General features: G+C 43.5%; 10 protein-coding genes. All 10 read left to right on the top strand.

Annotated elements, in window-relative coordinates:
• Positions 1-660 precede the first annotated feature (660 nt).
• The 10 genes from QUB77_RS28195 (at position 661) to QUB77_RS28150 (ending at position 14,327) form a co-directional block, all read left to right on the top strand.
• Complete coding sequence (locus tag QUB77_RS28195; RefSeq protein ID WP_333323615.1) at positions 661-924, top strand: ATP-binding protein; 264 nt, start codon at positions 661-663, stop codon at positions 922-924.
• A gap of 159 nt (positions 925-1,083) precedes the next feature.
• Positions 1,084-3,627 (top strand): CBS domain-containing protein, encoded by a 2,544-nt coding sequence (locus tag QUB77_RS28190; RefSeq protein WP_333323613.1) that lies wholly within the window; start codon positions 1,084-1,086, stop codon positions 3,625-3,627.
• Between the two features lie 62 nt (positions 3,628-3,689).
• The gene (locus tag QUB77_RS28185; protein WP_333323611.1) at positions 3,690-4,094 is read left to right on the top strand and encodes a response regulator; all 405 of its coding nucleotides are present in this window, start codon (positions 3,690-3,692) and stop codon (positions 4,092-4,094) included.
• Entirely contained in the window at positions 4,084-7,239 is a 3,156-nt protein-coding gene (locus QUB77_RS28180) for a PAS domain S-box protein (RefSeq protein WP_333323609.1), read from the top strand. Before QUB77_RS28185 ends, QUB77_RS28180 begins: the two co-directional genes overlap by 11 nt.
• 38 nt (positions 7,240-7,277) lie before the next feature.
• The gene (locus QUB77_RS28175; RefSeq protein WP_333323607.1) at positions 7,278-7,421 is read left to right on the top strand and encodes a hypothetical protein; all 144 of its coding nucleotides are present in this window, start codon (positions 7,278-7,280) and stop codon (positions 7,419-7,421) included.
• A 111-nt stretch (positions 7,422-7,532) separates the two neighbouring features.
• Complete coding sequence (locus QUB77_RS28170; RefSeq protein ID WP_333323605.1) at positions 7,533-9,473, top strand: response regulator; 1,941 nt, start codon at positions 7,533-7,535, stop codon at positions 9,471-9,473.
• Positions 9,474-11,381: a PAS domain S-box protein gene (locus tag QUB77_RS28165; RefSeq protein WP_333180432.1), complete on the top strand. Its 1,908-nt coding sequence runs from the start codon at positions 9,474-9,476 to the stop codon at positions 11,379-11,381. It abuts the gene before it with no gap.
• 538 nt (positions 11,382-11,919) lie between these two features.
• Positions 11,920-12,087 carry a hypothetical protein gene (locus tag QUB77_RS28160; RefSeq protein WP_333180431.1) on the top strand — a complete coding sequence of 56 codons (168 nt, stop codon included), beginning with the start codon at positions 11,920-11,922 and terminating at the stop codon, positions 12,085-12,087.
• Positions 12,084-12,533, top strand: a complete 450-nt coding sequence (locus QUB77_RS28155) for a response regulator (RefSeq protein WP_333180430.1) — start codon at positions 12,084-12,086, stop codon at positions 12,531-12,533. Before QUB77_RS28160 ends, QUB77_RS28155 begins: the two co-directional genes overlap by 4 nt.
• 132 nt (positions 12,534-12,665) lie before the next feature.
• Positions 12,666-14,327 (top strand): diguanylate cyclase domain-containing protein, encoded by a 1,662-nt coding sequence (locus tag QUB77_RS28150; protein ID WP_333180429.1) that lies wholly within the window; start codon positions 12,666-12,668, stop codon positions 14,325-14,327.
• Positions 14,328-14,600: the final 273 nt, after the last annotated feature.

Raw genomic sequence — 14,600 nt, 5'->3', positions numbered from 1 at the left:
CTCCCGCTCCATTTAATTAGATTGCATAACATTACATTTTGGGGTTTTATATTTTTCATTCTGTTCAAGTCAGTTACATTATACCTCATCTTTCTGATAAGTGCTATATTTAGTAGCAGCTTGTATCGCTCACAGCAAGTTTCATCTCAGGGAAACCCGGCCAATGTTCCGAGAAAGCTATTAAAGTGCTCTCAAAAATGCTGAGCTGGAAGTTGTCGGTTATTGTGCCAAAAATCGCAATATTCCTATTTTGTAGGGCAAGAACTTACAGAAATAAAAAGCGAGATTTCTGAATCTAGTAACCTGCTTGCTCAACAGAAGGAATCCATAAACTTGCACTGCAACCCAATATTTCATCAAAGGGTGCTTAAATGGCTGATTCAGGCAGATAGTCTCTGGCATTTATTAACAGCTTCCCAAGAAGAGAATTTGCTATAGAGAGCCACAAAAATAATTTTTAATTTTCCAAAAACTTCTCGCTCTAACTGTATACAAAAAATAATTGTTTATATTAATGGTCGATTAAAACTCTATTAATTTTTGAGTAAAATAGCTAAAGTACAGAGTATAAATTGTCAGAAATTCTCAATCTCCACAGCCTAAATTCTTGTCTGAGCCAGACGAACTCAAACAAGTTCCTATAAATATGATGCACAATGGTTGACAAGCGATAGAGAATTGCCGACTTTTAAAAGTAGAGGTGACAGCAGAAAATCAGAGCCGGATCGTCAGTGGCAACTGAATTACTGGGGAATTTTGCCACAAATATTTAATCGGTTCTTTACCACCAAACCCGCCAACGAAGGCAGCGGGTTGGGACGGGAGATTATTAAAAAAAGTGTGGAAAAACATTCGGGTAAAATAGAAGTAACATCAGTTATCGGTCAAAGGACGTGTATGGTGTTAATTCCGATCGCCCTTTAGCGCGATCGCACTAAAAATCATACCAATGCGGGACTAAAATTACAACTCTAGACCGATGTCAAATCTCGATTGCGCTGAGCGTGCCGCGACTGTAAAATCAGAAATCTAAAATGGTATTAAGTGCCGGTTCCGCCTGCATCTATCCCCCTTGATTTGCCCATGTCAACAACAGTTTGTGATACCCAAAGATTGCTAGAACAGGCGATCGACCCCAAACCACCCGTGCTACCTCCAGACACACCCTTGAAAGTCGCAATTGCTGCCATGACTCAGGCGAGTGCCAGTTGCATTTTAATCGCGTTTGAGCAGCAATTGCTCGGAATTTTTACAGAACGCGATGTGGTGAAAATAACTGCTAGCGAAATACCGCTAGCAGGGGTGGCAATTTCTGAGGTGATGACTGAAAACCCGATCGCCCTGAACCTCGATAAAGCGGGGAATATCTTCCAGGTATTGAGCATATTGCGATCCAAAAGAATCCGTCATTTACCCCTCACAGACGAAGGTGGCAACTTGCTAGGCGCTATCACCTGCGAAAGCATCCGTCAAATCCTCAAACCGGCCGACTTGCTGAAAATGTGGCGCGCCGAAGAAATTATGACGACACAATTAATAGTTACCTCAAGCAGCGCCTCACTTTTAGAAGTCGCAAAACAGATGAGAGCTCAGCGGAAAAGCTGCATAGTCATTTGCACTGACAGCGACAACAAAAATCAGAAACCTGTGGGCATCATTACAGAACGCGACATTGTTAAATTCCAAGCTTCTGGAGTAGATTTCGCACGTACTCCCGTCACCGCCGCCATGAGTTTCCCGCTGATACCGTTGCAGGTAAAAGCCACCTTGTGGCAGGCTCACCAGTTAATGCAGCAGCACGGCATCCGGCGCTTGGTGGTGGTGGACGAGGAAGGATATTTAGCCGGAATTGTGACTGAAATTAGCCTGCTGCAGGCCTTAGATCCCGTAGAAATGCACGCAAATGTCGAGCTTTTGCAGGAAACAGTTGCCGACAAAATTCAGGAGTTGAACAAAATGAACGAAGATTTGCAAAAAGAAGCGTTGCGGAGAACAGAAGTCGAGGAAAAGTTGCGAACTTTAAATGATAATTTGGAAGAACAAATCAAACAGCGAACTTTAGAATTAATTAATGCCAACAGTCAGTTGAAAAAGGAAATACAAGACCGCGCCACCGCTGAAGCTGAAGTTCGCCGCCTCAACACCGAACTCGAACAGCGAGTTCTCGACCGCACGGTTCAACTAGCAGCCAGTAACGAAGAATTGCAGCAACAAATTAGTGGGAGAAAATTGCTAGAAGAAAAATTGCACTTTTCTGAAAGGAAAGTCCGCGCCGTTTTTGAAGCGATGACCGACATCGTTCTCGTGCTAGACAGTCAGCGGAACATAGAAGTTTTGCCAACGAATGTGGCAGCGGCTTCTGAGCCTGATTGTGATATAGTCAGCTTGACCATAGAACATTTTTTTGACGACGACAACCCGGATGATTGGTGGGTGTTAGTTCAGCAAGTGTTAGAAACACAACAAACTCTCAATTTTGACTACAGCTTAACAGTTTGTGGTCGCGAAATTTGGTTTTCCGCCTGCATTTCTCTGTTCTCAAAAGATGCAGTTATTTGGGTTGCCCGCAACATCAACGCCCGCAAAATAGCCGAGTCAGCGCTGTGCCAAAAAAATGCAGAATTATCTCATACTTTAGAAGAACTGAAGCGGACTCAAAAAGAACTCATTCAATCAGAAAAAATGGCAGCCCTCGGACAGTTAATTGCCGGAGTTGCTCATGAAATCAATTCTCCTTTAGGGGCGATTCGCTCTTCTGTGCAGAACATTGCCGACTTCTGGACCGAACAATTGCAGCAGTTGCCGATATTTTTTCAACAATTATCCCCGGATCGGCGACAGGATTTCTTTGCTTTGCTACACCAGTCTACTCAAGAAACAGATACATTATCTAGTAAAGAAAAACGTCAGTTAAAGAAACTTTTGCAGGGGCAATTAGAATCCGAAAACATTGACGACGCCGCCAGTCTTGCCTGTACTTTATTAGATATCGGCATCGGCAATAATGTAGAACCTTTTTTACCTTTGTTGAAAGACAGCCAAAGTCGAAATATTGTACAAACTGCCTACCAATTTGCTACGGTACAAAAAAGCACTAAAAATATTGCTACTGCTACAGATAGGGCAGCAAAAATCGTTTTTGCTTTAAAAAGCTACTCTCGTTACGACCAGTCTGGTTCCAAAGTAATTGCTAATATTACCGACGGTATTGATACTGTTTTAACGCTTTACCACTACCAAATCAAACACGGTGTGGAAGTAGTCAGAAACTATGGTACTAATTTGCCCTCTGTGCTATGCTATCCTGATGAACTCAATCAAGTTTGGACAAATTTGGTTCACAATGCTTTACAAGCGATGGGCAACAAAGGAGTGTTAAAAATTGATGTCAAACACCAAGCGAACGCAATATCAGTCAGTATTACCGACAGTGGTCCAGGCATTACCCCAGAAATTATGCCGAGAATTTTTGAGCCGTTTTTCACAACTAAACCTCCAGGGGAAGGCAGTGGTTTGGGATTAGATATTGTTCAAAAAATTCTCGAAAAACACCAAGGTGAACTGCAAGTAGAAAGCGTGCCTGGTCAAACAAAATTTACTATATCCTTGCCCATCGAAATTCCTTGAGAGCAATTTAAAAAAGAGGAGAAAGCCCAAGTTTTAGAAATTAATAGAAGTAAAGTAGTTTTATGCCTAAACCAGTAATTCTGTGCGTTGACGATGAAGTTGTGGTATTAAATAGTTTAAAAATTCAACTTAAAAAAGAATTTGGGGATGCTTACCTCTATGAAGTAGCAGAAAATGCAGATGAAGCTCTGGAAATTATGGATGAAATTCAAGAAGAAGAGGAAAGTGATATTTTGGTCATAGTATCTGACTGGTTAATGCCAGGGATTAAAGGAGATGATTTTTTGATTCTGGTCCACCAAAAATATCCTACAATTGTGAAAGTTATGCTGACCGGACAAGCCGACGAAGTAGCAATAGCACGGGTGAAAGAGCAAGCAAACTTGCACCGCTGTTTGTACAAGCCGTGGGATCGCAAAGAATTAGTAGAAACTATAAAATCGGGTTTGGCAAACAATGAACAATAAACCTGTGATTATTTGTGTGGATGACGAACCGATAATTCTTGAAAGTTTGAAAATAGAGTTAAAAAAAACCCTAGGGGAAGAAAACTTATTAGAAACCGCTGAAGGCGGCGAAGATGCTTTAGAGTTAATCGAGGAATTGCTGGCAGAGGGCTGCGAAATCGTAGCAGTGATTTCCGACTATCTGATGCCGAATATCAAAGGGGACGAATTGCTGAAGCAGATTCACAGAATGTCGCCAAAAACTATCAAAATTATGCTGACGGGGCAAGCCGACCTAGAAGCAGTGGCGAATACTATTAAATATGCTAAACTGTACCGCTACATATCGAAGCCTTGGCAGTCCGAAGATTTGAAGTTGACTGTAAAAGAAGCGATTAACAGCTATTTTAGGGAGAAGCAATTAGCGGCACAAAATGCTCAACTTCAAAAGCTAAATCAAGAATTGGAAACTTTAGTCGAGGAGAGGACTGCACAACTGCGCTTGTCTGAGGAAAAGTTTGCTAAAGCTTTTCGTTCTTCTCCCAACCCGATTGCTATTACCAGACTTAATGACGGTCGTTATTTAGAAATTAATGAGGCTTTTTGCCAGACAATCGGTTATTCAGCCGCAGAAATCCTCGATCGCACGGCGCTTGATTTGAATCTTTGGGAAAATATACAAGCCCGCACCGAGTTGTTTAAAATGTTAGATGAAAAACAAATTATTCTCAACTACGAATTTGATTTTCGCACTAAAACCGGGGAACTCAGAACCGGGCTGCTGTCAGCAGAAATCATTGAGATTCATGGCGAAACCTGCGTGATTTCTGTGATTCAAGATATTAGCGATCGCAAATTAGCCGAAGAAAAACTCCGAGCTGTAGCGGCTTCTTTAGCAGCAGCCCAAAGAATCGCCCGTGTCGGTAATTGGGAATGCGATTTCTCTGCCAACACAACTACTTGGTCTGAGGAATTATCTCGGATTTTTGGACTCGATCCAACCCAAGCTGCGCCAACATTAACTGAGTTTTCGCAATACGTGCATCCCGACGATCGACAAAAGTGGCAAACAACGATCGACACTGCTATTGCTAGCGGTCAATCTTACAGTTTGGAATATCGAATTCTGCGACCGGAAGCGAAAATTGCTGCGGATAATTCCCCGTCACAAATAAGTGAAGCAGGCTTCATCCGCTACATCGAATCCAGAGGAGAAGTAGTTGTCAACCAACAAGGTAAAGTGACAAAACTCTTCACAACTTTGATGGACATTACTCCACGCAAGCTGGCAGAAATAGCCCTTGCAGAGAGCGAAGAAAAATACCGTCATTTAGTTGAAACTTCCCAAGATATTATCTGGTCTTGCAATGCAGAAGGACACATTACTTTTGTGAACCAAGCAGTTAAACAAATCTACGGTTATGAGCCTGAAGAAATGCTAGGCTGTACTTTTAGCGATTTCTTGGCACCAGGAGAAATAGACTGGAAATGGGAACTTCAGCAGCGCTTGCTGACAGGAAAAACTGTGTTTCAGTACGAAAATATAGTAGTAGGAAAAGACGGCAGAAAGATTGATGTAAATACCAAGGCGATCGCGCGCATGGACGCTGAAGGAAACATCATCGGCACCACAGGAACTGCTAGCGATATTACCGAACGCAAACAAGCTGAAATAGCCCTGCAAAAAGCCAAAGAAGAAGCCGACAGAGCGAACAGGGCAAAAAGCGAATTTCTCTCGAATATGAGCCACGAGTTGCGAACTCCCCTCAACGCAATTCTCGGTTTCAGCCAACTGCTAGCCCGCGACCCAGACCTCGGTGCCGACCAACAGCAATACTTAGGAATTATTACCCAGAGCGGAGAACATTTACTCGTTCTGATCAACAATATTCTCCAAATGTCAAAAATTGAAGTCGGGCTGGTGACACTTAATAACAGCACCTTCGACTTGCACAAAATGCTAAAAAATACGGAAAATATGCTGAAACTGCAAGCCGAAAAAAAAGGGTTGCAGTTAATTTTTGATTGCCACCACGCTCTCCCTCAATATATAGAAAGTGACGAAAGTAAGTTGCGACAAGTATTGATAAATGTCGTCGGAAATGCTATTAAATTTACGGTGGAAGGTGGTGTTAATTTGAGACTCAAACATGAGGTGATAAAAAATAAAAATAACCCACAGGCTTCGCCAAGTAATAATTGCTCTTTGCTATTTGAAGTGGAAGACACGGGTTCAGGAATTTCTGCGGAAGAAATGGAGAATTTGTTTAAACCTTTCGCGCAAACAGAAAGCGGGAAAAAAGCTCAAGAAGGAACCGGTTTAGGCTTGCCCATCAGCAAGCAGTTCGTTCAGTTAATGGGAGGGAAGATGACGGTAACAAGCACCCTCGGGCGCGGCAGTATTTTTAGATTTGATGTTAAAGTTTCGCTCCCTAATGCAGTGGAAATTCAGGTAGCTCAAACAGCTCGCCGAGTGGTGGGTCTCGAACCCGGACAGCCAGAATACCGGATTTTAGCTGTTGACGATCGCCTCGAAAGCCGCTTGCTGTTGGTCAGAATGCTTACATCCCTTGGCTTTGCGGTGCGGGACGCTGAAAATGGCGTTCAAGCTGTGGAAATGTGGTCGAGTTGGGAACCTCATTTGATTTGGATGGATATGCGGATGCCGGTGATGGACGGTTACGAAGCTACTAAACAGATTAAAGCACATTTGAAAGGTCAAGCAACGGTGATTATTGCTCTGACTGCAAGTGCTTTTGATGAGGAGCGATCGCTGATTTTGTCTGCTGGTTGCGATGATTTTGTAGCGAAGCCTTTTCGGGAGCAAGTGATTTTGGAAAAGATGGCTAAGTATCTGGGAGTTCGCTATGTTTATGATCGAGAAGCTTCGCTAAGTTCTGATGCTGCGGTGTCCGCCGAGGTTTCCACGGCAACTGAAACGGCTGATTTGGCTTTTACGCTCAATACTTCATTTTTGGAAGGTATGCCTGCTGAATGGGTTGATGAATTGTATTCTGCGGCGGATGCGGTTGATAACGAGGAGATTTTTCGGCTGTTGTCGATTCCTCCTATTAATGCGAGTTTCCGCAGCGCGATCGCCGATTTGGCGAATAACTTCCGGTGCGATCGGATTATCGATTTGATTGAGGAGTTTAGAAATTGTTGAAGGATGAAAAAAGAAAGGATAGGGGCAGGTTCAGGATTATGGATGATGTAGGTCGATCGCCTATTTGTAAACTCGCCTGCGGGCGATCGGCTAATTTACTTGTAGCCAAGCTCCACACCCTGGTAATCATCAGTCATTCTCAATTCTTGAATCTCAAATCTCATATCTCAAAACTTCACTAGGATAAGTTCTGTAAATATAAAAGGAGTTGATTGAGGAGAAAGTGCTATAATTAGCATTTAACCAGTTTTCATAATTTCAACAATTCTTAAATTAACAAAAAATAGCGATCGATGACCCAAAATCAAATAGAAGAAAATAAAGGCAACATATTAATTGTTGACGATACTCCAGAAAATTTGCAAGTTTTATCAGCAACGCTGGCCGATCGGGGCTACAAAGTCCGCGGCGTAATTAACGGCAAAATGGCAATCAGAGCCGCGCGCTCAGGTTCTCCCGATTTAATTTTGCTCGACATCAAAATGCCGGAAATGGACGGCTACGAAGTCTGCACACAGCTCAAGGAAGATCCTAAAACATCAGAAATTCCCGTTATTTTTATCAGCGCTTTAGATGAAGTATTGGACAAACTAACCGCCTTTCAAGTTGGAGGAGTAGATTATGTCACAAAACCGTTTCATGTAGCAGAAGTTTTAGCGCGAATCGAGCACCAACTGACTATCCAGAGACTGAAAAAACAATTGCTCAATCGCAATAAAGAACTGCAAGAAGAAATAATAGAACGCAAAAAGGCCGAAGAAGCAGCGGCCGCTGCATCGCTCGCCAAAAGTCAATTCGTTGCCAACATGAGCCACGAATTGCGGACTCCCCTGAACGCCATCCTGGGTTTTACCCAAGTCATGAGCCGCGACTCTTTGCTCAGCCACGAAAATCTCGAAAATCTCCGAATTATTAACCGCAGCGGTCAACATCTGCTGGAACTAATTAACGATGTTTTAGACTTGTCGAAAATAGAAGCAGGGATAATTGGCTTAGATGAACGCAGCTTTGACCTTTATCAACTCCTCGATACTCTCGAAGAAATGTTTCAAATAAAAGCTGAAACCAAACAATTGCAACTGAGATTTTCCGTGGAGGTGAATGTTCCCCAATATATAAAAACTGACGAAAAAAAGCTGCGCGTCTGCTTAATTAACCTGCTGGGAAATGCCATGAAATTTACTCACGACGGGGGCCGTATTTGGCTGCGCGTGAGCGTGGAAAGCAACCAGCCACCGCCTGGAGAATCGGCAAGTCATCATAACTCTCCCTCAGTCGAACCCTTGTTAATTTTGTTTGAAGTTGAAGACACAGGAATTGGCATAGCAACAGCAGAAATTGATACTTTATTTGATGCTTTCGTGCAAACACAAGCGGGGAGAAAAGCGGCTGATGGTACGGGCTTGGGTTTGACAATTACTAAAAAATACGTGCAGATAATGGGTGGGGATATTTGGGTAAAAAGTGTTTTAGGTGAGGGAAGCAGTTTTAAATTTAATATCCGAGTATTTGCCGCTATTTCGTCTGAAATAACGGTGGCGACATTGCAGCGGGTGATCGGACTAGAAGCAGATCAACCGGTTTATCGGATTTTAGCAGTTGACGATAATCAAGAAAATCGGCTGCTGCTGGTTAAAATGTTGCAACCAATTGGTTTTGAAGTCCGAGAAGCGGAAAATGGCTACCAAGCGGTTGAACTTTGGGAAAGTTGGCAGCCTCATTTAATTTGGCTGGATACGCGAATGCCAGTAATGGACGGTTTTGAAGCTGTCCGGCAAATTAGAGCGAAAGAGAAACCAACTCAGTGGCGAACTGTAATTATTGCTCTGACTGCTAGCACTTTTGAGGAAAAAAAAGGCGAAATTATCGCCGCAGGTTGCGACGATTTTGTGCGAAAACCTTTTCAAGAACAAATCCTCTTTGATAAGATGGCTTGCTACTTGGGAGTGCGCTATCTTTATCAAGAGTTGCCCCGGCTCCCAGTCGGGGCTTTACGGCGTTATTGTGTGAACGAAAAACCCGATTCATTTTTCGGAGGGCTACTGGCTCAGATGCCTCAAAGCTGGGTGCAGGAACTCTACGACGCAGCTAATGATGTTAATGAAGAGCTGGCGATTCAACTTGTCGATCGTATCTGGGAAAGTCATCCAACTTTAGCTGAGGCTTTAAAAGATTTGCTTGCCGATTACCGACTCGACAAGATAATGGATTTAACTCAATCGAGTTTAAAATAAATGGATAATAGCGAAATTAAAGTATTGGTGGTTGATGACCAACCAAGCAATCTGCGGTTCTTATCCAAACTGCTAACATCCCAGGGGTATCAAGTTTACCGAGCTATTTGCGGTCCACTGGCGTTGAATGTTGCGATCAGCCATTGCCCGGATTTAATTTTACTCGACATTAGAATGCCGGAAATGAACGGTTATGAAGTTTGTCGGAGACTGAAAGCGACACCGGAAACCGAACAAATTCCGGTGATATTTTTAAGCGTATTAGATGAAATGAACGATAAGTTACAAGCTTTTCGAGTAGGAGGCGCTGACTATATTACTAAACCATTTCAAGTAGAAGAAGTTTTAGCACGCATCGACAAGCAAGTCCGCTTGCAAAAACTGCAACAGCAATTAAAAGAACAAAATTATCAACTGCAACAGTCACAGTCGCTGCTTTCTAGCATATTAAATAGTTCATTAGACTGTGTGGTGGCTTATTCTGCTGTCCGCAACAGTGAGGGAAATATTGTAGATTTCCAGTGGCTCTTGATCAACCCTGCCGCTGAAAAATTTTATGGTCTGCTATTAAATGACATAGTTGGCAAGAATTTGTTAGCGAAAGTTTCCAAAGTTAGCAATAACGGGTTATTTGATTTGTATGTTTCTGTAGTAGAAACAGGAGAAACTGTAGACCAAGAATTTTATTACGAACAGGAGCGAGATACAATTGTTTGGCTGCACATTGTGGCTGTGAAATTAAACGATGGTCTGGCAATAACATTTCGTAACATTACCGAGCGCAAACGAGCAGAAATTGCCCTACGAGACAGCGAAGAACGCTTCCGCGCGATATTCGAGCAAGCGGCAGTCGGCATAGCTAAAACCGCGCTTTGCGGTAAATTTATACGGGTAAATCCCGGCTTTTGTCAAATTGTCCGCTATGCACAATCCGAATTGTTACAGCAAAATTGGGAGGCAATTACTCACCCAGATGACAGAGAAGCGGACAGAGAATACCTGCGCTCACTGTTATCCGGGAAGATTCAAACTTTTTCTGTGGAAAAGCGTTTGCTATGCAAAGATCAGGAAGTGCGCTGGGCAAATGTTACTGTTTCGGCAATGCGCGATGTCAAGGGGACGCTGCAGTATTTGATTTGTGCGATCGAGGATATTTCCGAACGCAAGCTGGTACAAGAATTGCTGCAAGAGAGTTTAGACACTCAAACCCGCTACGCTCAAGAATTAACTCGTTCTAATGCCGAACTAGAACAGTTTGCTTACGTGGCTTCTCACGATTTGCAAGCGCCTTTGAGCACGATTGCCGGCTACGCTCAACTCTTAGAAAAACGCTTTTCCAACCAACTTGATGCCCAAGGGAATAAATTTATCCGCAATATTGTTAATTCTTGCGAGCGGATGCAGGCGCTGATTGATGACTTGCTGGAGTATTCGCGGGTAGGTCGCAGTCAGAAACCTTTTGAGATGATAGATTGCAATCGGGTTTTTGAGGATGCTTGTGCTAATTTGCATTTGGCCATCCGTGAGAATCAAGCTTCAGTTACTAGGGCGAACTTGCCAAGGGTAAAAGGTGACAGTTTTCAACTGCTGCAACTGTTTCAAAATTTAATTGGTAACGCCATTAAGTACCGCAGCAGTGAAGCGCCGGTGGTGCAGGTGGACGCTTTGCGTCAGGGGGATAGCTGGGTGTTTTCAGTGCAGGATAATGGTATTGGGATTGCGTCACAGTACCATCCGCGAATTTTTCAGATTTTTCAGCGCTTGCACACCCAAAAACAGTATTCGGGAACTGGTATCGGTTTAGCTATTTGTCAAAGAATAGTCGATCGGCACGGCGGCAGCCTGTGGGTAGAATCAGAACCCCATCGAGGCTCGACTTTTTATTTTTCTATTCCTATACCAAAGTGAAGTCAGTAGCCCGCCTGAAGCAGTCAATCGATTTTAGATTTTAGATTTTAGATTTTAGATTTGAAGAAAGCGACCTCACTGATACAGCATATTCCATGTAGATGTAGAGCGCGAGAAACCGGCTTTATTGAACAGAATTATTAATGATGCGATAACTCTAAAGCAACCCGGTTTCTGGGGCGTATTTTATAAATCTGGAACCCGCTGTAAATCCGGGGGCTTGTCACCAAATGGCTTGATTGTTACCCATCCTTTACTTAAGCTTTAAATATCTTTATGTCATCTTTACAAAAATGTTTATAAAGTGTAGCATATTCACTGATGACATCGAGCTAAAAATCTATCAATATGAATCTATTAGCTCTATCCTTATACAACTTATAAATCAGCGGTGCGCGCAAGACTTGTTAATTTTTTTCAACTGTATCCAGAGCATCTTGCTTTGGGATGCGATAGTTTCCCTAGTAGTTCGCCCAGAAGGATTTGTGATGTGTTTGCAGTTTGCCGGTTCTCGGACAGACTGCCAAGTGAAACAAGCATGATTCGCAAACCTTTGCAAATGGAGAAAAACGGTAAATTGGTGCAACACAATGTCAGTGTTGTTAGCCAGATTTACCGGATGATGGCAAGAGATGCTTTGCAGCTACTCAGAGACGGCTCGTCCAGAAACCTCACAAAAGATGTTCGTAGTGAGGCAAAGCGGTGAATTATAAGAAAAAATTTACTCTTTTAATAGCAAACGATGACGAGGATACGCGCTTTTTGATGGAGGAAGCACTGCGAGAAGTTCCATTAGCAATTACGAGCGAATTTGTGGAAAATGGAGAACAAGTGCTAGACTACTTGTACCGTCGTGGTCAATATCTTGGTAGCAGCAATTGGCACCAGCCAGACTTGATACTTTTGGATCTGAATATGCCGAGGCTGGACGGACGAGAAACACTAATTTTGATTAGATCGGACCCTCATTTGCAACAAATTCCGGTTGTAATGCTCACAACTTCCCACCGCCGAGGAGATATCTTGCTTTGTTACCGATTGGGAGCCAATTCTTTCATATCCAAACCAGTCACTTTTGAAGGATTGCTTGAAGTAATGAAGACTTTATGTGAGTATTGGTTTGAAATCGTTTCACTACCGCCGGATATGTAAACTTTAATTGAGGGTTAAATGGATAGTTTGAGTGTATAGTGAATTTGATAAGCCGAAATATTTGCCGATCGCAAGCAAGTATCGCTCTCAAAACAAAAAAGTTGCCTTCGACCCGCTCCGAACGCTATAGTTGTGTTAACACGTAACCACTGTCTGAAAATTTTGTTGGTTGAGGATGACCTCGGAGAGCCGACAATGATCGAAGACCTTCTAGGGTCATTCAGCGATTCTCTATTTCTTCTCCAAACTGTTAAGTCTCTGGAGATAGGAGTTGGGCGTCTGGAAGTAGATAAGTTTGACGCCGTACTATTAGATTTGTCAGTGTCAGATAGCTTGAGGGGAAGCGAGGCGATCGCAGTTTTGAAAGGGCGATGGCCCACATTGCCAATTGTGGTGCTGACAGATATCAGCGATGAAAATATAGCCCGGTCGGTATTGCGCTGGGGCGCTCAAGATTGTTTGGTAAAGGGAAGATTTCACAGAACTCTGCTGGTGCGGGCAATCCATTACGCGATCGAACGCCAGCAAATCGAAGAACAATTGCGGCAGCAGGCTCTTCGAGAGCGGCTGTTGGGCAAAATGATCGAACATATTCGATCGTCAATAGATCCGGCAAGCATTCTCCAAAGTACCGTTGCAGAAGTGCGCCAATTTCTCCAAACAGACCGCGTTTTAATTTATCGCTGTCAGGATTGGGTGTCTCAATTGGACGGGGAAGAGCAAAAAGGTGCGATCGTCGCCGGTGACGGTTTGCCAGAAGGTTATATTGAAAACCAAAATATTAGCGCTGCTTTAGCGGTGTCATGCTTTGTTTTAGTCGAATCCCAGTCGGTACAAGCAATAGCAGATGTCAATACTGCCCCCTTGGCTGGCAGTTGCAAAGAATTGCTGGCAGATTGTGAAATTGCAGCAGTTATCAGCGTGCCAATTTGGCAATCAGGCGACTGGGAAACGGCAAAAGAAACACAAGAAGCCACTGTTTGGGAAGTCGAGAAAAATCAAGATGCAGCAGAAAATTATATCTGGCAGCAGGCGAGTGGCAACCCGCAGGCGCAGGATAAAAATTTGCCGGATTCGATCGCAGAAAATGGCAATAGTTTGTGGGGAATGTTGACAGCATACAATTGCAGCGGTGTCAGGGAATGGCAGCAGTGGGAAATAGATTTTTTACAGCACTTGGCAAATCAAGTGGCGATCGCGATCGAACAATCTCAACTTTACCGCAAGCTAGCAATAGCCAATCAAAAATTGCAGCAACTGGCAACTACTGACGGACTGACTGGCATTGCCAATCGCCGCCAGTTCGATCGGGTTTTGAACTTAGAGTGGCGCAGATTGGCAAGAGAGAAACTGTCGCTGTCTTTAATTATGTTGGACATCGACTTTTTTAAACTTTACAACGAGTTTTATGGGCACCTCGGCGGGGACGATTGTTTGCGCCAAGTTGCCGGGGCGATCGCCAGCGCCACCAAGCGGGCTGGGGATTTGACTGCCCGCTACGGTGGCGAAGAATTTGCCCTAGTGCTGCCCAACACTAGCGCCGAAGGGGCAAACGCTGTCGCCCGGAAAATTTGCGACGGCATCGCCAGCTTGAAACTGCCCCACGCGCGATCGTCGATCGGCCCCTACGTTACCCTCAGTTGCGGCATTGCGACAGCGATTCCTTCTCCCCAAGAATCTCCCCACACCCTAATTCGCAGCGCTGACAGCGCCCTTTTTCAAGCCAAAACCGAAGGCAAAAATCGCATTTGTCAGGCCAGCAGTAACTCGGAATCTTCTCCGATTTTTATGTAATAATTCAAGGTAATTAGTAATTTATAATTAGTAACATCGTGTTTAAATTTTTTACTCATAATTCAGAATTCATATTGTTGACCTTTCCATTGGAATAATAATTTTCCTCTGGCAGTGCGAGCAGGATGCGAGCCAGTGACCCGGAGCAAGGATAATGCTCGCTTTCAGGGTAGAATTCCGATGCTACGGTATTTGATATTACTGAGATGTTGCACCATTCTCAATTACTTCTTTAGGAACAGGCACGATGCCTGTTCCACAAAGAGTGAATTT

Origin of the sequence: Microcoleus sp. AT9b-C3, from assembly GCF_036705485.1 — a bacterium.
In the GTDB taxonomy this organism is placed as follows: Bacteria; Cyanobacteriota; Cyanobacteriia; order Cyanobacteriales; family Microcoleaceae; genus Microcoleus.
Note: the sequence above shows the minus strand (reverse complement) of the source record. Positions and strands in the feature narration are given on the sequence as shown.

What these genes read in the sequence shown, in the direction of transcription:
- QUB77_RS28170 (WP_333323605.1), top strand. Translation starts at nt 7,533, where the DNA reads ATGACCCAAAATCAAATAGAAGAAAATAAAGGCAACATATTAATTGTT.
- QUB77_RS28160 (WP_333180431.1), top strand. Translation starts at nt 11,920, where the DNA reads ATGATTCGCAAACCTTTGCAAATGGAGAAAAACGGTAAATTGGTGCAA.
- QUB77_RS28180 (WP_333323609.1), top strand. Translation starts at nt 4,084, where the DNA reads ATGAACAATAAACCTGTGATTATTTGTGTGGATGACGAACCGATAATT.
- QUB77_RS28165 (WP_333180432.1), top strand. Translation starts at nt 9,474, where the DNA reads ATGGATAATAGCGAAATTAAAGTATTGGTGGTTGATGACCAACCAAGC.
- QUB77_RS28185 (WP_333323611.1), top strand. Translation starts at nt 3,690, where the DNA reads ATGCCTAAACCAGTAATTCTGTGCGTTGACGATGAAGTTGTGGTATTA.
- QUB77_RS28190 (WP_333323613.1), top strand. Translation starts at nt 1,084, where the DNA reads ATGTCAACAACAGTTTGTGATACCCAAAGATTGCTAGAACAGGCGATC.
- QUB77_RS28175 (WP_333323607.1), top strand. Translation starts at nt 7,278, where the DNA reads ATGGATGATGTAGGTCGATCGCCTATTTGTAAACTCGCCTGCGGGCGA.